21 protein-coding genes and 1 pseudogene are annotated in these 22740 nt (G+C 62.0%); 13 read left to right on the top strand and 9 right to left on the bottom strand.

The window, feature by feature from the left end:
• Positions 1-28: 28 nt before the first annotated feature.
• The 6 genes from BN1233_RS33585 (at position 29) to BN1233_RS33560 (ending at position 5996) form a co-directional block, all read left to right on the top strand.
• Entirely contained in the window at positions 29-622 is a 594-nt protein-coding gene (locus BN1233_RS33585) for a c-type cytochrome (protein WP_046867952.1), read from the top strand.
• 432 nt (positions 623-1054) lie between these two features.
• Entirely contained in the window at positions 1055-1519 is a 465-nt protein-coding gene (locus tag BN1233_RS33580) for an RbsD/FucU family protein (RefSeq protein ID WP_046867951.1), read from the top strand.
• A gap of 45 nt (positions 1520-1564) precedes the next feature.
• Positions 1565-2509, top strand: coding sequence for a ribokinase (gene rbsK / locus BN1233_RS33575; protein WP_046867950.1), 945 nt, complete (start codon positions 1565-1567; stop codon positions 2507-2509).
• Between the two features lie 39 nt (positions 2510-2548).
• On the top strand, positions 2549-3361 hold the full coding sequence (locus tag BN1233_RS33570) for a BtpA/SgcQ family protein (protein WP_046867949.1): 813 nt from the start codon (positions 2549-2551) through the stop codon (positions 3359-3361).
• A gap of 2 nt (positions 3362-3363) precedes the next feature.
• Entirely contained in the window at positions 3364-4497 is a 1134-nt protein-coding gene (locus tag BN1233_RS33565) for a M42 family metallopeptidase (protein WP_046867948.1), read from the top strand.
• Entirely contained in the window at positions 4494-5996 is a 1503-nt protein-coding gene (locus tag BN1233_RS33560) for an FGGY-family carbohydrate kinase (RefSeq protein WP_046867947.1), read from the top strand. The genes BN1233_RS33565 and BN1233_RS33560 overlap by 4 nt, the downstream gene beginning before the upstream one ends.
• A 185-nt stretch (positions 5997-6181) precedes the next feature.
• Here the strand turns inward: BN1233_RS33560 and BN1233_RS33555 are convergent, their stop codons facing one another.
• The 3 genes from BN1233_RS33555 to BN1233_RS33545 all read right to left on the bottom strand — a co-directional run bounded on the left by BN1233_RS33555 (position 6182) and on the right by BN1233_RS33545 (position 10008).
• Entirely contained in the window at positions 6182-7057 is an 876-nt protein-coding gene (locus tag BN1233_RS33555) for a carbohydrate ABC transporter permease (protein WP_046868039.1), read from the bottom strand.
• Between the two features lie 81 nt (positions 7058-7138).
• Positions 7139-8251 carry a carbohydrate ABC transporter permease gene (locus BN1233_RS33550; protein ID WP_082145804.1) on the bottom strand — a complete coding sequence of 371 codons (1113 nt, stop codon included), beginning with the start codon at positions 8249-8251 and terminating at the stop codon, positions 7139-7141.
• 98 nt (positions 8252-8349) lie between these two features.
• Positions 8350-10008, bottom strand: coding sequence for a substrate-binding domain-containing protein (locus tag BN1233_RS33545; protein ID WP_046867945.1), 1659 nt, complete (start codon positions 10006-10008; stop codon positions 8350-8352).
• 342 nt (positions 10009-10350) lie between these two features.
• On the opposite strand from BN1233_RS33545, the gene BN1233_RS33540 reads away from it, so the two are divergent.
• Positions 10351-11007 (top strand): SGNH/GDSL hydrolase family protein, encoded by a 657-nt coding sequence (locus BN1233_RS33540; protein ID WP_046867944.1) that lies wholly within the window; start codon positions 10351-10353, stop codon positions 11005-11007.
• Positions 11008-11406: 399 nt separating this feature from the next.
• Here the strand turns inward: BN1233_RS33540 and BN1233_RS45265 are convergent.
• Positions 11407-11753: pseudogene (locus tag BN1233_RS45265) on the bottom strand (helix-turn-helix domain-containing protein).
• Positions 11754-11898: 145 nt separating this feature from the next.
• Here BN1233_RS45265 and BN1233_RS46275 point away from each other — a divergent pair.
• The 4 genes from BN1233_RS46275 to BN1233_RS33525 are packed head-to-tail and all read left to right on the top strand — an operon-like array spanning position 11899 to position 16386.
• Positions 11899-13350, top strand: a complete 1452-nt coding sequence (locus tag BN1233_RS46275; RefSeq protein WP_147707698.1) for a gluconate 2-dehydrogenase subunit 3 family protein — start codon at positions 11899-11901, stop codon at positions 13348-13350.
• A gap of 12 nt (positions 13351-13362) precedes the next feature.
• Positions 13363-14148, top strand: coding sequence for a GMC family oxidoreductase (locus BN1233_RS50865; protein WP_342341682.1), 786 nt, complete (start codon positions 13363-13365; stop codon positions 14146-14148).
• Positions 14070-15125, top strand: a complete 1056-nt coding sequence (locus BN1233_RS50860) for a GMC family oxidoreductase (protein ID WP_342341681.1) — start codon at positions 14070-14072, stop codon at positions 15123-15125. Before BN1233_RS50865 ends, BN1233_RS50860 begins: the two co-directional genes overlap by 79 nt.
• Positions 15126-15135: 10 nt before the next feature.
• Entirely contained in the window at positions 15136-16386 is a 1251-nt protein-coding gene (locus BN1233_RS33525; protein ID WP_197094632.1) for a c-type cytochrome, read from the top strand.
• Between the two features lie 374 nt (positions 16387-16760).
• Here BN1233_RS33525 and BN1233_RS33520 read toward each other — a convergent pair whose 3' ends face one another.
• The 3 genes from BN1233_RS33520 to BN1233_RS51345 all read right to left on the bottom strand — a co-directional run bounded on the left by BN1233_RS33520 (position 16761) and on the right by BN1233_RS51345 (position 18003).
• Positions 16761-17147 carry a hypothetical protein gene (locus BN1233_RS33520; protein WP_048709825.1) on the bottom strand — a complete coding sequence of 129 codons (387 nt, stop codon included), beginning with the start codon at positions 17145-17147 and terminating at the stop codon, positions 16761-16763.
• Between the two features lie 44 nt (positions 17148-17191).
• Positions 17192-17770, bottom strand: coding sequence for a two pore domain potassium channel family protein (locus tag BN1233_RS33515; RefSeq protein ID WP_052764043.1), 579 nt, complete (start codon positions 17768-17770; stop codon positions 17192-17194).
• Between the two features lie 149 nt (positions 17771-17919).
• A complete protein-coding gene (locus BN1233_RS51345) occupies positions 17920-18003 on the bottom strand; it encodes a helix-turn-helix domain-containing protein (protein WP_425311768.1) in 84 nt (27 codons plus the stop codon).
• A 551-nt stretch (positions 18004-18554) separates the two neighbouring features.
• On the opposite strand from BN1233_RS51345, the gene BN1233_RS47705 reads away from it, so the two are divergent.
• Positions 18555-18695 (top strand): Arm DNA-binding domain-containing protein, encoded by a 141-nt coding sequence (locus BN1233_RS47705; protein ID WP_147707697.1) that lies wholly within the window; start codon positions 18555-18557, stop codon positions 18693-18695.
• A gap of 99 nt (positions 18696-18794) precedes the next feature.
• On the opposite strand, the gene BN1233_RS33510 is transcribed toward BN1233_RS47705, so the two are convergent.
• Together BN1233_RS33510 and BN1233_RS33505 are read right to left on the bottom strand one after the other, a co-directional pair.
• A complete protein-coding gene (locus BN1233_RS33510) occupies positions 18795-20189 on the bottom strand; it encodes a tetratricopeptide repeat protein (RefSeq protein ID WP_046867943.1) in 1395 nt (464 codons plus the stop codon).
• A gap of 118 nt (positions 20190-20307) precedes the next feature.
• Positions 20308-20667 (bottom strand): hypothetical protein, encoded by a 360-nt coding sequence (locus BN1233_RS33505; RefSeq protein ID WP_048709822.1) that lies wholly within the window; start codon positions 20665-20667, stop codon positions 20308-20310.
• A 280-nt stretch (positions 20668-20947) separates the two neighbouring features.
• Between BN1233_RS33505 and BN1233_RS33500 the strand changes: the two genes are divergently transcribed.
• Positions 20948-21973, top strand: coding sequence for an AraC family transcriptional regulator (locus BN1233_RS33500; RefSeq protein ID WP_082145811.1), 1026 nt, complete (start codon positions 20948-20950; stop codon positions 21971-21973).
• The last annotated feature ends 767 nt before the right edge of the window (positions 21974-22740 follow it).

The raw sequence follows: 22740 nt of genomic DNA, 5'->3' as shown, positions 1-22740 counted from the left end.
TCAGATTTCTTTCATCTGGATTGCCTAGATGGGTTATCGCTCGTTCGCGCTTGTTGCTCCGCTCGCCCTGGCCATCGGCTTTGCGAGTTCGGCGCCCGAAGCTGCTGACCTCAGTGCTGGGAAAGAAAAGGCCGACCTGTGTACGAATTGCCATGGCGAAGTCGGAATATCGCAGATCCAGGAAACGCCTTCGCTGGCCGGTCAGCCAGACCTTTTTGTTCAATGGCAGCTGATTTTCTTCCGGAGCGGAACACGGAAGAACGAGGCAATGCAACCGATCGCCGAGCAACTCACCAATGAGGACATCCGTAATCTTGGCGCATACTTCTCATCGCTGTCTCCCCCTCGACCCGCGGAGCCTGACGATCAGCCGGCACTGACCGAGGCGGGGGCAAGGATCGCGGCAGCCCGCCGCTGTGCATCATGCCACACCGACACGTTCGTGGGTACAAAAGCGACTGCGCGCATCGCTAGCCAACGTGAGGAGTATCTCGTCAAAGCGCTGCGTGACTACAAGTCAGGTGTTCGATCGGGGGGCGGAATGGCCGCCATGGCTGATGTCGCATACTCACTCAGCGATGATGAGATCACCGCGCTGGCACACTACCTGGCGCGCCTTTAGAAGCTCGTATAAGTCCGTCGCGGATAAGGCATGGTCAGACAAGTAGATCCAGAAGTTTGCACATGAACTTGAGGGCCACTGCCCTGCCCCACCGCGATTGCGCGATAACGTCCTAACTTCGGTTCGGAACCCATCGTTGCCGAACCCTCCCCTTCCCCTGGATAGAGTGCCAGATGGGCAGCGGCATAACAGGATTGCTGCAATTCCATAGATCGGCAGGATGTCCGGCATTGCGTACTCCTCAGGCCGAGGTCATGTTGCTGTTGCCAACCGCGCATGGCCTCGTTTAGCATTGAGTACGGTGACGAGTTAGCCGCCGCTCCCGTTCGATATCCATTGGATTCCGATGGGTTGGACGCCGGATATCATTGGCTATGCCACTGGGACCCGGACTGGGAATACCGCGGCGGCATGGGATTGCGGAGAGGGTCTATGCTGCTTCGGATCGACCCTGCGATCAACGCCGACCTCCTGTACGTGCTGCGGTCCATGGGGCATGGCGACGAGCTCGTGGTCTGCGACACCAACTTCCCGGCGGCTTCGGTCGCAAGACAGACGGTATATGGGCAGCTCTTGCGGATGGAGAACGTCACGGCTGCACGGGCCATACGTGCGGTCCTCTCTCTCATGCCGCTCGACAGCTTCGTCGAGCATGCGGTCGAGCGCATGGAGGTCGTCGGGAACCCTGCCGATCTGCCGCCCGTTCAGCAGGAGGTTCAGGCTGAGATCGACGAGGCGGCGCGCCGCGACGCAGGACGCGACACCTGGCCGATGGGCTCGATCGAACGCTTTGCCTTCTACGCGCGGGCCAAGAAGGCCTACGCGGTTCTGGTCACGGGGGAGCGACGCTTCTACGGATGTTTCATCCTCAAGAAGGGCGTAATCCCACCGGAATAACCCATTACAGTTTCAAGCCGGTTCCCTCTCAGCCCGGTACGGCGCATGAGCAGCAGCAGAAAAGGAGTCGTAATCCTCGGGATCTACGTGGCCGATCTTGCCTTCCGGGCAGGCCGCCTGCCCCGTATGGGAGAAACGCTGCTCGGATCGGGGTTCGCGTTGGGGCCTGGAGGCAAGGGCTCCAACCAAGCTGTCGCGGCGGCGAGAGCCGGAACCGCAATTCCTGTTACCTTCATCACCAAAATCGGTCGCGACGCCTTCGCCGATATCGGGCTCGCGACCTGGAAGTCCGACGGCATCACCACGGATTATGTCGTCCAGATGGAGAGCGAGCCGACCGGTGCAGCCTTCATCTTCGTCTCGACGGAGACGGGCGACAACGCCATCATCGTCAATGGCGGCGCGGCCGGCACGATCACCATTGAAGATGTCGAGGACGCGGCGACTGCGATCCGATCGGCGGCGGTCTTCATGACGCAATTCGAGCAGCCGATCGATGCTGCCCGGCGGGGCCTCGAGATCGCGCGGCAAGCCGGCGTGACCACCATTCTCAATCCGGCACCTGCGGCATCCGCCGATGACGGACTCTACGGCCTTTGCGATTACGTCACGCCAAACGAGAGTGAGGCATCGACGATCACGGGCCTGCCCGTCGATACCCTCGAACAGGCCCGAGCAGCCGGCGACGACCTCCTGCGGCGCGGCGCGGGTGTCGCGCTGATCACCCTCGGCGAGCGGGGAGCCCTGTACCACAGCGGCCGGGAATCCATCCTCGTTCCCGCATTTCCGGTCGAGACGGTCGTCGAGACCACGGGAGCGGGAGACGCGTTCAACGGCGGCTTCGCAGCCGCATTGGCGGAAGGCATGAAGCCGCTCGAGGCGGCACGCTTCGCCTGCGCGGCTGCGGCCCTTTCGGTCGGCAAGGCGGGAACAGCTCCCTCGATGCCTAGACGCGCGGAGATCGATCGGCTGATGAAGGCGCACCCGTGAGGGACCTCGGCCCCGCCCAGATCATGGCGAGAGGTCTACATGTCTGAAAACTTCCGCAGGGTATTCGGCGCGACGAAGCCGGTGATAGGCATGGTTCATTTCGGGGCGCTACCCGGATCTCCGCTCTTCGATGGGGAGGCGGGTCTCGAAGGGCTGATCGAAGGCATCTCCAAGGATCTACGCGCCCTGCAGGCGGCGGGCTTCGACGCGGTGATGTTCGGGAACGAGAACGATCGCCCTTACGAGCTCAGGGTCGACCCTGCATCCACCGCCACTATGGCCTATGCGATCGGCTGCGTCCGTCATGAAATCACCGTGCCGTTCGGCGTCAATGTACTGTGGGATCCGATCAGCTCCATAGCGCTGGCCACGGCCACCGGAGCATCCTTCGTCCGTGAGATCATGACCGGCACCTATGCCTCCGACATGGGCACGTGGACGCCCAATGCCGGCGCTACGATGCGCTATCGCGATCGCCTCGGCCGCCGTGACCTTGCGCTGCTTTACAACATCTCGGCCGAGTTCGCATGGTCGCTGGACCAGCGCAGCCTCCCGGATCGCGCCCGGAGCGCCGTCTTCTCCTCGATCCCGGACGCGATCCTGGTTTCCGGAACCATCACAGGAGAGGCCGCCGCGCTCGCCGATCTTGAGGCCGTGAAGAAGGTTCTTCCAGATATGCCGGTGCTCGCCAATACCGGCGTCAAGCACGAAACGGTCGCCGATGTGCTAAGGATCTGCGACGGCTGCATCGTAGGCTCGTCGCTGAAGGTCGACGGGAATACCTGGAACGCCGTCGACCCGCAGCGTGCGGCCGAGTTCATGCGTCTGGCCCGCGCCGCGCGCGGAGGCTGACGATGACCGCACCCACTCATCGGAGCCCAACAGCAAGAGATCGTCTGCGTACACTTCTCCGCGACCTGATGATAATTCCGGGCCTGAGCGGCTACGAGGATCGCGTTCGCCGGCACATCGCCAGAGAGCTGACGGGGCTCGGGATCGCCTCTCGTTCCGACCGCCTTGGCAACCTGATCGCAACGCTCGAAGGAGACGCAACGGCACCCAGTGTCATGCTGTTCGCCCACATAGACCAGCTTGGCCTCGTGGTAAGGAAGATCGAGGCCGATGGCCTCGTCCGGGTCGAACGCCTCGGCGGGCTACCCGAGAAGGCGCTCCCGGCGCAGGCTGTCCTTTTCTGTGTGGGTGAAGGGCGCGACGTGCCGGGCATCATCGCCAACAAGAGCCATCACGCCACGTCGCCGGACGAGAAGTACCGCGTCCTGCCCTATCCGGAGCTCTATGTCGATGCAGGCTTCGGCAGTGCCGCAGAGGCGCTGGCTGCCGGCATCGATATCGGAACGCCGATCGTCTATGCCCCGAAGGTGATCGAGCTCGCCGGTAACCGCATCGCGGGCACCTCGGTCGACGACCGCGCCGGCTGCGCCGTCATTGTCGAAGTCGCACGGCAGCTGCAGAAAGCGCCCCAACATCCGACTGTCCACCTCGTGTTCTCGGTGCAGGAGGAGTTCAATCTTCGCGGCGCGCTCACGGCGGCGCAGACCCTGTCGCCCGACATCGCGATCCAGCTCGACATCATTCTTGCGACCGACACGCCCGATATGGCCGCGCGCGGCGATGTCCGCCTCGGCGGCGGGCCCGCCATGGGTCTCTACAGCTTCCATGGCCGCGGCACCCTGAACGGTACGATCCCGCATCCGGCGCTTGTCAATCTCTTCACCGATACCGCCCGTGAGGAAGGCCTCGCGCTCCAGCGCAGCGCGCATATCGGTGCCCTCACCGATTCCTCCTACGTCCAGCTCGTCAACGCCGGAGTCGCTTCCATCGATCTCGGCTATCCGACGCGCTACACGCACTCTTCACTCGAGGTCTGCGATCTTGCCGATTTGGAAGGGCTGACACAGCTCCTTGCGGCAGGCCTTACCAGAATCGACGGCACCTTCAGCCTCGATCGTGACGACCCCATGCGATGAAACACTATCTCGGCATCGATATCGGCACCTTCGAGTCGAAAGGCGTGCTCGTCGATGCCGACGGTGAGATCGTCGCGTCCACCGCGCAGCCCCACAAAATGATCGTGCCGCAGCCCGGCTGGGCCGAGCATCGCGCCCGTGAGGATTGGTGGGACGACTTCACCTTCCTCAGCCGCAAGCTCCTCGCGGAAAGCGGCGTGGCCCCCACAGCCATTGCCGCCATCGGCGCCAGCGCGATCGGCCCCTGCATGCTTCCGGTCGATGCCGATGGCGAGCCGCTGACGAACGCCGTGCTCTATGGTGTGGACACGCGTGCGGCCATGGAGATCGCCGAACTGACCGAGTGGATCGGCGAGGCAATTCTGCTGGATCGCTGCGGCAATGCCCTGACGTCGCAGTCGATCGGGCCCAAGATCCTCTGGCTGAAGCGCAACCGGCCGGAGATCTTTGCGAAGGCCCACCGGATCCTGACCTCGACGTCCTATCTGGTCTATCGGCTGACCGGCGCCTTCGTGATCGACCACTATACGGCGGCGAATTTCAGCCCGTTCTATCAGATCGAGGAGAAGACCTGGAGCGATGCGCTCGCCGACGACATCATCGGCCTTGATCGGCTGCCCGACCTTGCCTGGACGACCGATATCGCCGGCGTGGTGACTGCCCGGGCCGCAGAGGAGACGGGGCTTGCGCCCGGCACGCCGGTTATCGCCGGGACGGTCGATGCCGCTGCCGAAGCGCTGAGCGTCGGCGTTCTGTCCAGCGGCGACATGATGATCATGTATGGCTCGACCATTTTCATCATCATGATCACGGAGGCGCGCGTCCGAGATCCGCGCCTATGGTACGCCCCTTGGCTGTTCCCGCATCAGCATGCGGCTATGGCGGGCCTCGCCACCAGCGGCACGCTGATCCACTGGTTCCGCGACCAGTTCGCCCGCGATCTCGACCCGTCTACTTCCATGCAAGTGCTCGCCGCCGAGGCGGAGCAATCGCCCCCGGGCGCGAAGGGGCTGGTCGTACTGCCATATTTCTCCGGCGAGCGGACGCCGATCCACGACGCCAAGGCCAAGGGCGTGATCTTCGGTCTCGACCTTACTCATTCCCGCGGCGATATCTATCGCGCAATGCTCGAAGGCATTGCGTGCGGCACCAACCACATCATCGACACCTATGCGGAGGCCGGCCAGGAACCGAGCGCGATCCTCGCCGTCGGCGGCGGCACGAAGAACCGCGTCTGGGCACAGGCGACGTCGGACATTTCGGGCAGAACTCAAATCGTACGCGCAAAAACCGTCGGTGCCTCCTATGGCGACGCTTTTCTCGCCGCGCTCGCGGTCGGCGATGTTGGACCGGACAGCATCCTGCAGTGGAATCCAGTCGTGTCTGACTTCGTTGCCGATGCGGCGAATGCCGAGGTCTATCGGCGCCAATACGGCATCTTCAGGGAACTCTACCCGAAAACGCGCGATCTGATGGAGCGCTTGGGTGGCCATCCGTGAAGCGACATGTACTGATCCTGAGCGCGGTGCAGGATCAGGCAAGGTGCACTGTCGCACCCACACCGTCCTTGCGAGCCGGAGGCGAAGCAATCTACCCGTCGACGGATGCGCTCCTGGATCGCTTCACTCCGCTCGCAATGACGTGAGGACACGAGAATGCGAATGGCAAAGACAACCGCGAATCTTTACTTTACGGAACCCGCCGTTAGGCCTTTGACGATGTAGCGTTCCAGGAAAATACCGATCATGACGAGCGGAGCAATCGCCGCGGTGGACAGAGCGGCCATGCTCCACCAGTTGATTCCCTGCGAACCGGTTTGGCTCGCCACCATGACGGGCAGGGTTTTCGCATCCGTGCTCGTCAGCAGGGCTGCGAAGAAATACTCGTTCCAGCAGAGCACGACCGAGAGAATGAACGCAGCAACCATTCCGGGAAGCGCGATCGGCAGCACAACGCGGAAGAACGCTCCCCACGTCGTACAACCATCGACGAGCGCGGCCTGCTCGAGCTCGATCGGGATCGTGTCGAACTGGTCGCGCATGATCCAGATCACGATCGGCAGCACCATCAGCGTATAGAGGAGGATCAGCCCAACGCGCGTGTCTAGCAGCGCGAGTTCCTTGTAGAGAACCAGGAGCGGCATGGCGAGCACGACGGGCGGCAGGATCAGTTGCGACAGGAAGAAGAACGAGATGTCCTTGTTGCGCCATGGCCCCCATTTGTAGTCGAAGCGGCTGAGTCCGTATGCGGCGAGGGACCCGATCACGATCGCCAGCGTGGATGCGCTGAGGGATACCAGGACGCTGTTCCCGAACCGCTTCAGGAACTCCTCGCGAGCCGTCGAGGTGTTTCCGATCACATCCGGCGACAATCCGAGTGAGCGCCACCCCCTCCAGTCGGGCTGGAAATCGATCCAGGGAATGAGATGGCCCTGCGTGACGTTGACTGCGGTCTTGAAGGACGTCGTCACCGTCCAATAGATCGGAAACAGAGAGATGAAAGCCCACAGGATCAACGTGCCGTAAATCAGCACGCGACTGATGATGACCCGTGCGCGCAGCGTCGCATCATCGGCACGGCCTCGCTCCTCCGCCTCACGATATGTCCGCACGCGGGCAGTTCCCTTCGTCACCATCGATCATCAGACCTTCCGCATCCAGCGGCTGACCATGTTCAGCAGCAGCATCACAAAGATGATGATGAGGATCAGGTAGAATTCCGCCAGCATCGTTCCGTATCCGACATTCGACCGGTCGCGATACTCGCGGAAGATGAAGCTCGACACGGTGTCGGTCGCGCCGCCCGGTCCTCCTGCCGTCACATTGATCACGATATCCGCCAGCTTCAGCTGGAAGATGATGCGAATGACAATCGCCGTCACGCTCACGGGCAGCATCAAGGGGAAAGTGATGTTCCAGAAGGACTGCCAGGGTGTAGCGCCGTCGACCTTTGCGGCCTCCAGGAGTTCCTTGGGAAGCGCCTGCAGCCCAGCGAGCAGCAGGATCATGACGAACGGAATCCAGACCCAGGAATCCATCATGACAATGCTCAATCGCGCGATCCAGGGCGTCGTGAAGAAGGCCGGACTGTCCCACCCAAGATGGCGGGCCAGCGTGGCGGCCGGGCCGAAGCGATATTCCATGAGCGATTTACCGATCATCCAGCTCACGGCAACCGGGCTCAGCATGAAGGGCAGCAGGAAGGCCACGCGAAAGAACTTGCGTGCCCTGATGTCAGCATTGAGCAGCAGGGCGAGGCCGAACCCGATCGCATACTGCACGAACACGGCCAGCACGTAGAAGATCATGTTGCCGAGCGCGTTCCAGAAGAAGGAATCGTTGACCAGGGCGTACAGGTTTTCGAGACCGTTGAACCGTCGGCCCGCAAACGAGCTCAGGTTCCAATCCGTGAACGCGATGTAGAGCCCGAATACGGTCGGGAAGATCACCATGAGGATCGTGAACAGGAGCGCCGGTAGCAGAAACAGTGCCCGGTAGCCAGCTTCGCCCCGGATAATCACCTGTCCGGCTCCCAGCGCGGCGGCCCAGACGAGAAAGGCATAGAGAACGGGACGCCAATTCTCGAAGCCCCAGGAGAGCGTTCCCGTCTCGTAGAGGATCTGGACCAGGACGATGGCCACCAGCCCGAGCGAGGCGAGCTGAATGAGCCAACGTCCTGCATTCTTCCGGCCGGGAGTGACAACTTCGGACGCGACCACGTACTGGCCGCCTGCTAGCGAAGAGACATTCTCCATCGAAGTTGCACGTCGTCGCTCATTGAGGACAAAAGCGGCTGGCAGCCTATCGAGCGCCACCAGCCGATGCGATATTAGTCAGGACCGCAGGCCCGGGATCATAGCCCAAGGGATGCCCTGTAGAGTCTGATCTGGTTCTCGCGGCCGATCTGATCCGTGAGCTTTTCCCACGCTGCCGCGATGGCGTCAGCGCCCTCCTTCACCTTGACCTTCCCGGCGAAGATCCTGGCCAGCTCGTCCTCGGCTATGCTGTAGTACTGGAAGATACCCGGGATGCGCGGCTCGATGGCGGCATTCGGGTGATTGTAGGAGTTGGATTCGGAGTTCAGGTACGAGGTGATGAACGCCTCATCATAGCCCGCGGCAACCCATTCCGGGATATTGAAATGGCTCTGCCTGTAGGGCTGGAAGCCCGACGGATAGGCTGCCATCCAGAGCGAGAGGTCCTTGCCGCCGAGATGCGCGGCCGCACTCCAGGCTGCCTTCTTCTTCGCGGGATCGCTGTCGACCCGGGCCATGACGTACACGCCCCATCCAAGATAGGCCATGTTCGGGGCGAAGTTCGGGCCACTCGGCAGCTTCTCCCAGGTGCCTGTCTTGGCGCTGTAGACATCGTCCGAGCCGGGGAGGATATCGAATGCGATAACGTCACCGACGACCGATGCATCGTTCGTCTTCGCGTTCGATCCGATATCGCCCCACCAGACGAGCATCGAGCCCGTTCCGCCCAGGAATTGCTGGAAGCCCGTGGTGTTCGGATCGGCATTAAGCTGGTCCGCAGGCTCAAAGGGCAGCGCATCGACTACGTCTTGGATGGCCCGGACCCAGGCCGGGTTGTTGATGCGCGGCTTCATGGTGTCGATATCGAACAGCCAAGCCTTGTCGTCCGGATGCTTCGCATAGGCCGTGGCGCGGCTGCCGAGGAAGTAGAAGGCGAACCCGCCCCAGGGCTTCGTCGGATCTAGATAGCCGTAGGTATCCTTTCCGCCGACCTTCTTGCCCTTCAGGAACTTGGTGACCGCCTGGACCTGCTGCCAAGTCCTCGGCACGCCCCAGTCACTCTTGTTGCCCTCTGCCTTCCAGGCCTCGGCGAGCTTCCGGTCGGAGAAGACATCGGTACGATAGTTGAAGGTATGACAATCGCCGTCGATAGTGACGCGATAAGTCTTGCCATTCCATGTTCCGACCGGTGGCTTCAGGTAATTGACGTAATCGTCCATTTCGATCTGCTGCTTGACCCAGTCGGGCATCTCCGACGCGAGCCCCTTGCCGCAGACATCCCCTTCAAAGGGCGCTCCCATCTCGAGAATATCGAAATCGACGGTGCCCGTCGCGATCGCCTGCTGGAGGCGCGGGTTGTAATCGGCCTGGGCGAGATCGATCCAGGTGATCCGGGCGCCCGTGTAGGCCTCCCAGGGTTTCAGGAAGCCGCGGAACAGGAAGTTATGAAGGTTCTGGTTGTTGAGCCCCATGAACTTGAGTTCAACGCCCCTGAATTCGCCTTGGGTCACACTCCTCTTGCTCGCCCCGAGGCACAATTCGCCGACCTTCTGCCAGTCCTCATCGGTGGGAGAGCCTTTACCAACGCCTGGGATCTGCAGGATCTGCTTCCGCAGATCGCTCTGCGCCCCCGCCGACTGCGGGAACGAGCCGATCGCCCCTGTCGCCCCCAAGGCTGAAACGGCGGCTGCTCCCTTGAGAAGGTGGCGGCGATTCATCTGCAGCTGGATAAGCCTGTCGTAGCGCTCGATTCTCACGATCGCGCCCTCCCTGAAAGGCCCCCTTCCGGTGCCTTGCACCGCCCGAAGTGCGGGGTGGGGTGGACGGACGACACGACGTGATCTTCCGAGGGCTCATCACCTTCGATAGACCTACTCGTGCAACTCCGCTCTCACTGGCGCACTTCCGACAGGCACAAAGGTTTTGAGGCGAGTATGCAACGGCTCTGAAGGTTGTCAATCAATCCGGGTTGGGCCCAGAATCCGGGAGCGATTGGCAGGCTTTGCCGGGCTCGACCATAGGACTGACCGGCCGCATGGACCGATCCAACTGCAGTATGGGCGCGGACCAAGATCCAGGAAGCAACACAAGAGGAACCTATGTCCGAGCAACCGAGCATCCTCGTCTGTTTCGGCGATTCCAACACTCACGGGTCCGCCCCGATGAGAAATTTCGATGACATCCGCCGCTTCGGCCTGAATGAGCGCTGGACGGGTCTTCTAGCGGCGGATCTCGGACCCGGCTGGCGCGTATACGAGGAGGGGCTGCCCGGGCGGACAACGGTCCATCCGGACCCGATCGAGGGGGCTCACATGTCGGGCCTCGCCGCTCTTCCCATCGTCATCGGCAGTCATTCGCCCATCGACGCCATGATTATCATGATCGGGACGAACGATTTGAAGGCGCGCTTTTCGGTCGGGGCGAGTGATATCGCAGCTGGAGTCGAGTGCCTCGTTCGCTCCATTCGAACCCTCTGCGATGCCCCGGGGCGAACGGTGCCTCGCATCCTCGTCGTCGCTCCTCCACCTATTCTCGAGATCGGCTGCCTCGGAGATATTTTTACAGGTGGACGCACCAAGTCCGAGGCGCTTGGACCGATATTTCGGCGCATGACTGAAAGGCTGCAGGTGGAATTCATCGATGCGGCAGATCATATCCGATCCAGCGAGATCGACGGCATTCACTTCAACCTCGATCAGCACCGGGTCCTCGCTGGTGTGATTGGCGATGCCATGAGAAACCTGGTCAAACACTGAGTCAGCAGGGTGCCGCGCATGAGACAGATGCTCCACGAGCAGAAGCTGGTACTCAAAGACGTCTTGGGCAATCGGAATTGTGAGCGACCTGCGCCGCTTTTCACTGTCTGTCGCTCGCGTCCGCTCCGATTGTTTCACTTTGCTCGAGTATAAGGTTGTCGCGCAGATCGGGTATGAAGGCAGCGCCGCATTCGTCGATAAGGCGAGCAGGACGATCCAAAGCAGCAACCCCGCACCGACATCGGATCGCACTTGCGGTTCCGCGACCTTAATCGTTCAGCGGGAAAACAGGCCATTCCCGGGGCTCGATTGCTGACAAGCCATAACAGACGCGTATCATCGAGACCCACTCTTGGGAATCGCGCGACGATCCCTTCGTTGGACAACATTATAGGACGATCACCCCAGGCGGGCTGCATGCGCGACAGCATCGGTGCGTCCGACGTGTCGAGCTTGTCGAGCAGCGACCCGACATGGAACTTGGCCGTGTGCACGGAAATACTCAAGCGGCGGGAAATATCCTTGTTGGGGGCCCCTTCTGCCAGGAGACCCAACACCTCCAGCTCTCGCGAAGTGAGCGAGGCGGCCTCATCGGGGTGGGTCGTGTCAGCGGCGGGGGTTGTCACCACGGCGTCAACCATCTTCCCATCGCCCACGAGTTGCACGCCCGCCAGCATCGCCGCAAGCCTCGGATCGGCAATGCCGAGCGAAAGGCGGATTAGTTCAGAGACTAAGGATTCACTCAACGGGGTGACCGCTCTGCGGTCATGCGGCTGATCTCTCGGGCTTCTCCCGCCCGGCGCAAACCAAGCATGACCGTCTGCCGATGGGCTCCCGGGGTGATCTGCCAGCCATTGCAGTGTCACCTCACCGGTATGGTGGCGTGGCGCCTTGCCAGACCAGACCCTGATGCGGGCAAGTGACGACAGACGACAGCAGGGACTCGGCGTGCGCCTTCACCCCTTCGACAGGCCCGTTCTGCTCAGCAAAAAGATCGGTCCAATCATGCTGTTGGCAGCACTCGGCCTTGCCGTCCCCACCCTGCCGCATGCCTTGGCCCAGAGCCTTCCGGCGCCGGCGCAAGCCGTCGGTCCCCAGCCTGCCGGACCGGCATCCGCCACCTCCCCCTTCCTGTCGGCTGAGCCGGCAGAAACCTTTCGAATGACACGGATCATCGGCGCTACGGTCCTCGGCTCGACCGGGGAGCTGCTCGGCGTGGTCGACGACCTCCTGTTCGACGGCAATGGTCAGGTTCAGACGGCCGTGATCGGCCTCGCCGGATTTCTTGAGCTCGGAGAGAAGGACGTCGCGATGCCTTTTCGCAGCTTGTCCGTCGTCGGTCCTCTCCCTGCCGGGCAACCCATGTCTGAACCGTTTCGGGATGGCAAATACGGCGGCAGCAGCCCGCAACAGGTGATGATCGCGGCAACGGTCCAGGATCTGGCAGCCGCGCCCCCGTACAAGGCCGGGGCGGGCAGAGCGCTGTCGGTGCGCCATCCACGGGTTCCGGCGTACCGGAAGTGGTCACCAAGGAACCGAAGTCCAGCACCCAATCCGGCGGCCCAGGCTGAACCACCGCTTTTCCGGGAGGGCTCCATGAGCGATCAGAACCTCAATCGCAGACAGCTCCTCGCCGGAGCAGCCGTGTCAGTCGCGACCGGGCACGCAACGGCTCCGGCCGAGGCCCGAACGATCAAGGGTGAGATGCCCTGGGCGCCGGCGGTAGCCGATGCGCCGGCTGCGTTCGTGCCCGGCTCATACCAGTTCTTCACGCCGGACGAAGCGACTTTCATCGAGGCCGTCGTCTCTCGCCTGATCCCGGCCGATGATCTCGGCCCCGGCGCGAAGGAGGTCGGCGTTCCGACGTTCCTCGATCGTCAGCTTGCCGGCCCCTACGGCCAGGCCGAGCGCTGGTACATGCTGGGGCCATGGCGGGCCGGAACCGATATGCAGGGCTACCAGTCACGGCTCACGCCGGCCCAGCTCTACCGCTTCGCGATCAAGGCGATCGAAGGCGTCGTGCGCGATCAGAACCAAGGCCGGTTCTTCGCCCAGCTCCCGCCCGAGGAGCAGGACCGCTTCCTGGAGGCCCTAGAAAAGGTCGATGTCGAGCTGCAGGGCGTGAGCGCCAAGGTCTTCTTCGACATGCTCCTGCAGAACACCGTCGAGGGCTTTTTCGCCGACCCGATCTACGGCGGCAACCGCAACATGGCCGCCTGGAAGATGATCGGCTTCCCGGGCGCCCGCTATGACTACCGCGACTTCGTCGGCAAGCACGGTGAGCGATATCCGCTTCCGCCGGTGAGCCTGCAGGGTCGCCCCCAATGGAACCCGAACGGCTGAAGGAGGTGGTCGATGGCGAGCAAGCTTCCAGAAGTGGACGTGGTGCTGGTCGGCTTCGGTTGGACGGCGGCGATCCTGGGGCAGGAACTCACCGATGCCGGCCTGCAGGTCGTCGCGATCGAGCGCGGGGGATGGCGCGACACGCCAACCGATTTCGCTGTCACCTTCATCCAGGATGAGCTCCGCTACTATTATCGCCACGAGCTGTTCGAAGTAGCTGCGCGCGAGACCCTGACTTTCCGCAGCACGGCGAGCGAAACCGCATTGCCGATGCGGCATCTCGGATCGTTTCTGCCGGCGACAGAGTCGGCGGGGCCGGTATCCATTGGAACGGCCAGACCTGACGGCTTCCTGCCGAGTGACTTCATCGCCAGGAGCCACAATGAGCAGCGCTATGGTCCGCTGCCGGATGACATGACCATCCAGGATTGGGGCGTCACCTATGACGAGCTCGAACCCTACTACGATCGGTTCGAATATCTCTGCGGCATTTCCGGCAAGGCGGGAAACCTGAATGGCACGCGTCAGTCCGGAGGCAATCCATTCGAGGGCCCACGCCGGCGCGAATACCCGAATCCGCCGATGGACATGACCTATGCGCCGGTGCTGTTCGCCAAGGCGGCTCAGAGCCTCGGGTATCGACCGTTCCCCTGCCCGTCCGCCAACATGTCACGGGCCTATACCAACCCGCTCGGCGTACAGCTCGGGCCCTGCACCTATTGCGCGGCTTCTGCGAGAAATACGCGTGCGGCAACTATTCCAAGGCCAGCCCGCAGACGACCATCCTGCCGGTGCTGATGCGCAAGGATAATTTCGAGCTTCGCACCGAGTGCGAGGTCCTGAAAGTCAATCTCGACAGCAGCGGCCGGCAGGCGACCGGCGTCACCTATGTCGATGCTCAGGGACAGGAATGGGAACAGCCGGCGCAACTCGTGATCCTCTGCGCCTTCGCCCTGCACAACGTCCGCCTCCTGCTCCTGTCCGAAATCGGCCAGCCCTATGATCCGGACACACAAACCGGCACCGTCGGAAAGAACTACGCATATCAGATTGTGAGCGCAGTCGATGTCTTCTTCGACGATGTGCTCACGAACACCTTCATCGGAGCGGGCTCGCTCGGGATGGGCATCGACGAGTTCAATGGTGACAACTTCGATCACACCGGTCTCGGTTTCATCGGCGGCGGCTACATCGCCCTGTGGACGACAAATGGGCGCCCCATCGAGACGCACCCTACGCCCGAGGGCACGCCGAAATGGGGCTCGAAATGGAAGAGGGCTGTCGTCGAGAATTACCTCAAGCAATGCGCGATCAGCACGCACGGTGCCGTCATGAGCCATCGCGGCAACTACCTCGACCTCGATCCGAGCTATCGCGACGTGCACGGACAACCGCTGATGCGCCTAACGTTCGACTACACGGACAATGAACACAGGATGTCCGATTACCTGACGGATCGCGCCGCCGATATCGGACGGGCCATGAAGCCACGCGAGATCAAGGTGTCACGCCGCGAAGGGCATTACTCGACCGTTCCATATCAGACCACGCACAACACGGGCGGCGCAATCATGGGCGCCGACCCGAAATCGAGCGTGGTCAATCGTTACCTGCAGAGCTGGGACGTCCCGAATCTGTTCGTCATGGGGGCCTGCGCCTTCCCGCAGAACCCCGGCTACAATCCGACCGGCACTGTCGGCGCCCTCACCTACTGGGCCGCGGACGCGATCAGGAACCAATATCTGAAACGCCCGGGCCCGCTCGTTCAGGCTTGAGGAGGCATCGTTGGATCGCCGGCTGCATACCCTCGCCCTAGCCGGGCTGTTCAGTACTCTCCCGGTGATCGGGATCGGCCTTGCGGAGACCGACTTCAATCAGATCCAGCGAGGCAAGTACCTCGTCTCCGCCGGGGATTGCTTCGGCTGCCATACCGATCCGAACGGCAAGCCGTTCGCCGGTGGGCGCCCGCTCCAGACGCCCTTCGGAACGATCTACTCGGCGAACATCACGCCCGACCGCGAGATTGGGATTGGGGCTTGGTCCGACGAGGATTTCTATCGCGCCTTGCACGAGGGGGTTTCGGCCGATGGTTCTCGCCTCTACCCGGCCTTTCCCTATCCCTATTACACGCATGTCACGCGTGAGGACGTGCAGGCGATCCGGGCCTACCTGCAGACGATCGAGCCTGCCGCCAACACCCCGCCGCGTAACAAGCTCCCCTTCCCGCTGAGCGAGCGCGCGCTGATGCGACCGTGGAACTGGATGTTCTTCGATGACGATAATCTCAGGCCCGACCCGCAGAAATCCGCAGCCTGGAATCGCGGCGCCTATCTCGTCGAGGGCCTGGGCCATTGCGGGGCCTGTCATACGCCGAAGAACATTCTCGGCGCCGATAAGGAGAGCGATGCGTTGCAGGGAGCGAGTCTTCAGAACTGGTTCGCTCCGAGCCTCGGCTCCGACCTCCGCGAGGGCCTTCATTCCTGGACCGAAGACGACGTCGTCGAGTATCTGCAGACCGGCCGCAATCGCCGCAGCAACGCCTCCGGCCCGATGGCTGAGGTGGTCGAATATTCGACCTCCCACCTGACTTCCGAGGATCTGCGTGCCATCGCGACCTATCTCAAGGACTTGCCCCATCAGAATGCGGCCGAAGCGAACCGCCAGAGCAACCAGCCTTCAATCGATGTCAAGGTCGCCCATGCAGGTGAGGCGATCTTCCTCGACCAATGCTCGGCCTGTCACCGGTCCAATGGCGAGGGTATCCCGACATTCTTCCCGCCCCTGCGCGGCAATGCCAACGTCCAGCAGCAGGATCCCACGACCGTGGTCCGGGTCATCCTCGGTGGAACGCGCTCGGTGCCGACCTCGGCCCGCCCGACGCCGCTGTCGATGCCGGCCTTCGGGTGGAAGCTGACGGACGATCAAATCGCAGCCGTTGCAACCTATGTCCGCAACCATTGGGGAAACGCAGCACCAGCCGTTTCATCCGATCAGGTCGCGGACCTCCGGAAGGCCGTGCACGCGAATGCGCAGTAACCGTTGGTGAGTTGAAACGTGTTGACTCTGCATGCGGAGCGGAGCAACGCAGAGTCGACTGTCGCACTCTCTCCGTTGTCGTGATGATCCATGTCGTCATCTCGAGTCGAAGTCGAAGCAATCCATCCTGAGACGGCGGCCTGGATTGCTTCACTTCGTTCGTAATGACGAAGAGGGTCTGAGGGCGGGAGATGCAGAGCCGGAAACGGGAGTAGTCGCCGGACCCATTCCGCCATTGCGAGCTGAAGCCGAAGCAATCTACCCTTCGACCGATGCGCCACTGGATTGCTTCGCTCTGCTCGCAATGACGGAAAGGGCAGGAAGAATCGGCGTTCTAGGCACGGAAAAGTTCAGCCGCGGGATGCCGATAGCCCTTACTTCTGCGTGCTTGGATTCGTGGAATTCATGCTGCCACTGGATCCAGAGCTTCCCGTATTTCCCATGCTCCCGGTGCTCCCAGTCGTATGGACGGCTTCCATAGCGGTGAAACCGTGCGGACCGATCGTCATTACGACAGGATTTCCATCCTTCGTCTTCGCCTGGACGAGGAACGCTTCCGCGGCCACGGTGACATCCGTGAATCCGGCATTCTGCAGATCCTGCTTGAGCTTCTGGGCTGTGAGCATGTTGCCCGTCTGGCTGGCGAACGAGTTCTGCTGTTGAGCTTCTGGCGCTTTGGGAGCTGGGGTTGTAGATGATTGGGCAAAGGCCGGCCCAGTTATCAGAAGGCCGAGTGTAGCAGCGGTCAGATATGCTTTCATCGATATCTCCTGAGATGATTGCAGTGATAAGTTGCCCCACTGGTTCAATCAGGCCTGCCCGGGCGAGTTCCGCACTCATCCTTGCGTGGAGCGCGAAGTTCGTCCGTTAGCAGACAGATGAGGGCAGCATGCCGGTTCGTCGCAGCGCGATCATCATCTCGCAATTCTGCAATTTTCTTAGGGTGACGTGCTACTCGCTCGGTCTTCGACAAATCCGCGGCTGGAGTCATGATCCGCTTGGCCAGTTCTGCCCTGAGTGCGGAAAATCCAGCGTGGAGAGCTGCCACGTCGGCAGTGCCTACGGTTCCGCCCGATGGTGACGTAGCGTTGCCCTCGACGAAGAGCAAGGCGAGGCTCGCTGTGAACACGGCAAAGCCATAGAGCGCCAGGAGGAAGCAGAGGATGCGCCCCTCGACGCTCTTCTGCCATAACTCACTGCTCCTAATGGTTAGAAGCATGCCCGTCCACCACAAGGCGTCCGGATAGCTCGTGAACCCGCCCTCGATTTTCGAAGCCGGCTCGAAGGCGAGCATCCCGCCAACCCTGAGGAGGGCAACGGCGACGGTCAGCCCGACGATATAGATCAGGCCGCGACACCTAAGGCTCGCTCGAAGAGCGTTCATGCCCTGGTTGGCGATGTTATCAGATGAGCCGAGCCGTTTTGGACGGCATGGCCAAACACCGAGCCTCGGGGGATTATTGCGGCTGTGCGGGCTCGAAACTGACTTCAGACATGTTCCTATCGCCTTGGTGAAACGCGCACGAGCTTCGGTCAATGGTGCACCTTGCCGCGTTCGAGCCGGGCGACATAAGACTGCGAGGTGTGCATTCTCTCGGTGAGTTGCGCCTGTGACAGGCTCGCACGGGCGCGGGCTGCAATCAGCGCCTCGGTAAGTTGAAATTCGTCCTGAGCGATTCAGAGGCTATCCGGTAAACAGAGTCTTTGCTCCACTTGCGGTGCAGATCGTCAATCAGAGTCAGGTTTCCAACTCCTACGGCGCCGAAGCGCAGTTCGATCATCACGTAGTAGCGTGGACGCTTCTGCCATCTCGATCGAGAAGGTAGCACGTAAGCGGATACGGGAGCGTTTGATCAAAGGAGCGGGGAAATGGGTTTCGAGACTATCCCGCCGAGGCTCTGTGATGATTCAAGTCTCTGGAACCAAAAATGCCTCGGCAGGTTGTCCGAAGCCTTGAAGATGGTGGGTATACAAGGGCTCGAACCTTGGGCCCGCTGATTAAGGGACGGCTGTTGGTCGTTTCCTGGCGATTGACGACGATAGCTGGTAGCTGACAAGTCCCTGCAATAGCTCACTTACCTGTGGGCTACTCGTTCCCATCCATGTCTCGCGTTGCAAATTTCTGGCTACCTATACATGCCCCAAGTAGCCACCGCGAGCCCGCCCTTATGCCGGCCTGCAAACTCACCAAGCGCATCATCGATGCCCTCCCCTGCCCGGCTGATCGGGATGCAACCTGGTGGGATGAGGACCTCAAGGGTTTCGGGCTGAAGATCACCCCGGCTGGTCGCAAGGTCTTCCTCGTGTAATACCGCCGAGCAGGTGATCGCCGCGATCCACGGAAGTATACAGTTCGCAGTAGATAGCATCGGTAACCGGTCTGGCCGTTCAGGTATTCGCGGCCCAACTCAACGCCCGAAGCTTGGCTCAGTTTCTGGACCATCTCTCGACCTTGGCTCATATGGATTGAGCTCGAGCAGGCGCTGACCGATGACCCGCGCCTCGGCACTATCGCCACGCGCAACCAGGACCGCCATCATGGCTTGGTTTGCGCGCACGCTATCAGGCCTGATCTCGATAGCGCGCCGAGCCATCGCGAAAGACCGATCCAACGGCGCCGGGCGTGGGTTGCGCCCGGCGAGATGCTCATCGAGGTAGATCATGGCCAAGGCCGCGAGGGTGGTCGCGGCATCCGGATTGGCGGCGACAACCGCTTCGAGGCAATCACGCGCCCGCGCGTGAGCCGCCTCGGAAGGCGCTCTCCAGTAGTCGTGCGCCATCAGGAGGCAGAGTGTTCGCGCGTCGCTGCGGCTGCGCCGCCGCAGGTCCGCCGCCACCGCGCCGTAAGGCTGTGCCACGGCCGCTCCAATTCGCCGCGCAAGATTGGTTTCGACGAATTGAATGTCGCGGGGGCCTTCGAATGTCCGCGTCCAGATGACCTCGCCACTCGGCCGGTGCGTAAGCTTGGCGGTCACATCCCCTACCCTGCCTCCGACCGTAAGCGACAGAAGATAGCCGCTTTCGCTCCAAGGTTGGGGCCCAGTCGCGAGATCGACGACATCGATCTCTTCGAAATGAACCAGAACATCGATGAGCGTGCTGCGCAGAGCTCCTAGCGCCATGGCTGCCGCCCCGGTGCCCTCGATGGCGCCGACGGCCACGATGGGTCGGGTCTGGCGCGGCACTGTACTTGCCACCACACCCTCCTGACGCAGAGAGACCGCGACCAAGCCCGCCCCAGCCAATAGAGCAGCCAGAACGGCAAAACCGAGCACGATCGCCACCGCCCCGAGCCGGCCTGGGAGTGTCAGGAACCGTCTCGCCGTCTGCCCCGCCTTGGCCATCAAAGCCAGCCGGGCTGTTTCCGTCTGACGGGCTGGTATCGACCAGCTCTCGGTTCTACGAGCCCTCTCTTCAGGAAGCACCGTCGGCAGCGCTACGATTGTCGGTGCGCTCGCCTCCTCGGCCCGCTCGAATCGCGGAACATAGCTGCCTCGCGGGATCCGGATTCTGACCGGATCGCCCTTGCCGCTCCCCGCATAGTAGAGATCCAGGGCGCGCCGAAGCCGTCCGGCCTCGACGCGAACGATGGGATCGGTTTGCGGATCAAAGTCCGGCGGGCGCCCGAGGGCGCGGGTCGCGATCGTGTAGCCCTTGATCTCCTGCGCCTCACCCGCCAGCGACCGCTCGACCACGAAGGTCAGAAAGCTGACGAGCTGCGGCGTGTTGCGAAACGCTTCGCTCAGCGTAACCCGCTGCAGCGCAGACCGGATCTCGGTGGGTGACGGATGCTCGGGCGCCAATGCAGGGTTCCAGGAGGGCAACGCAGATCCAGAAGGTCAGCGGTCGGACAGGGCCGCAGGCTCGGCGCCACTTCCTTGGCGGGCGTGCTGCTTGAGATCGTCTCTCCGTGCAGGCCCGCTACGCACAGGGACATTCGGGCGGAGCGACCTTGCCCAGGCGCAAGATCACGGCGATGAAGGCCTCCACCGCTCGGCTGGCGTCTCGGAGGTTTTGGCAGCCGACTCTGTCAATGATCCGTCCGGTGATGCTCTCGCAGAGCTCGACCTGGAGCGGGTAAGCCTTGAGTAAGCCCATGGCGGGCGATAGCTCGCTCAGGCGTAGGTCATAGGCACCGAAGCTCGCAATTGATGCCTGTTTTGATCCGTCCACCCGCTCTGGGAACAGAGGCAGACGGGCATAGGCCTGGATCAGGAGGCGCTGTGGATGGTCGGGTGGGAAATCCTGTGCGTTGAGGCCGAGGTCTTCGCGTGCGGTCATGCGGGCGCCTCGCCGCTCACGGCGGCAAGCTCCAATGGTGCTTGCGGAAACGGATCCGCCCGCCTGGTGACCGGCACTTGGGGGCTAGCCTTCCAGGCGGGCGGCGGGGTCGGGCAATGGCGTGGAACTTACCCCATGCACCGGCCGGCAGCTTGTTAGCGGAGACAGGCCACGCTCGTCTTGCTATCGTCGGCCAAAGGCTTGTCGCGCCTGACCCGCCGCGAGGTATGAGCTCATGCGCCACTATTCGACGCCCATGCCTCCGCGTGCCGGAGGTGCGATGACCCGCTTGGCCGCGGCGCGTCTTCGTCACCTCGGGCATGATCCTGTCCCTGTGCTGCGGAAAGCCGGCCTGTCCCTGGAAGAGAGCGACAACCCAGAGGCTCGCCTCGACGTAGGGTGCCAGATCGCCCTGCTCGGCCTAGCGGCTGAGATGCTCAAGGATGACGTGCTCGGGTTCCATCTCGCGGAAGCGGCCGACTTACGAGAGGCCGGACTGCTCTACTTCGTGCTTGCCTCGTCCACCACGTTCCGGGAGGCGCTTGAGCGCGCCGAGCGGTACAGCACCATCGCGAATGAGGCGATCACGCTGCGCTGCCTGCGTGGACGCGAGGTCGGGATCGACCTCGATTATGTTGGGGTGCCGAGGCACGCCGACCGACATCAGATCGAATTCGTGGCGACAGTGCTGGTGCGGATGGCACGGCAGACAACCGGGACGGCCCTTCGTCCGATCCGTGTCGCCTTCGTCCATCCGCGTTGCACCGCATCTCAGCACATCGAAGCTTTCTTCGCCTGCCCGATTGCCTTTGGATCCGCGTGCGATGTAATTGCATTCGCGCCGGAGGCCTCCGAGTTCCCACTGACCGGGGCCGATCCATACCTGAACAATCTCCTTGTAGGCTACTGCGAAGAGGCCCTTGCCCATCGCAGCCGCCCGGTGCAGGCCTTGAGGACGAGGGTGGAGAACGCCACGACGCCACTCCTGCCGCATGGCAAGGCTCGCGCTGGCGAAGTGGCCCGCAAAGTTGGACTGAGCCAGCGCACCCTGGCCCGACGCTTGGCCGCCGAGGGTCTGACCTTCGCTCGTATTCTCAATGAGCTCAGGGCGGACTTGGCGCAGCATTACCTCCAGGATTCGAGCCTTTCCGTGTCAGAGGTCGCCTGGCTGCTGGGCTTCCAAGAAGTCAGCGCCTTCACCCATGCCTGCAAACGCTGGACCGGGCGAACACCGTCGCAGGTGCGTTCCCAGGAGACGCGAGACCTGTACCAACGCGAGTTACACCGATCATCAATGACGCGATGACAAGCCGCGCGAACGCTGCTCAAGATGCTTATCGCTAAATGCCCGCAGTGACCCCTGACTGATTCAAAAGCGACGGGTGGCTCTCACCCATATAGGAGTGCATCTGAACGCTTGAGCCCAAGGCTCGCTGCAGTGATGGTCGGTGTGCAACTTTTACTGGGCCAAGCGGCGGACACTCACGGGAGGGGAAAATCCCGAGTTCTCATGCGAGCTCCTTCAATCACGAGAACGTGCGTGCCGGTCGTCACCCAATCGAAGAGATCCATCATAACGGCGTTGAGGCGGATGCAGCCCAGTGAGAGATCGGAAACGATGGTCCGGGGTTCGATCGCGCCGTAAATCTGCAGAGCAGGTCGCGCCTGTACGGTAGGCCTTGAGGGGATTATCCCGAAACGGTGCAGAATGCGGTATCACTGGGCCAGTCGACCACCGGCGGAAGATCAAGTGCCCAGGACCAAGATACCGTAGATTGTGAACGGCAAGCTATGGGTGGGCTACGACAGTCGGTAAGCTGCCGCATCAGCTGACTCAAGTCAGAAGGCAGAGACCGGGCGCGACATAGTTTAGGTTTTAGGTGATGAAATCAGCAGGTGATGAAATCCCTCAGGGGACAATGACACGAAATAACCAAGGTCTCTTGCCTTCAGGAGCCTTAGAAACGGCCTAGGACAGGAAGGCGGAAGGCAGAAACTCTATCACCACTCCTCGAAATTGGATCGCTGGCAGTGAGACGAGCCTCGTCCCCCTCTACCCTAAGAGTCTGGCTC

Origin of the sequence: Microvirga massiliensis (assembly GCF_001006805.1) — a bacterium.
GTDB classification, from domain to species: domain Bacteria; phylum Pseudomonadota; class Alphaproteobacteria; order Rhizobiales; family Beijerinckiaceae; genus Microvirga; species Microvirga massiliensis.
This window is presented reverse-complemented; position numbering and strand designations above follow the sequence as displayed.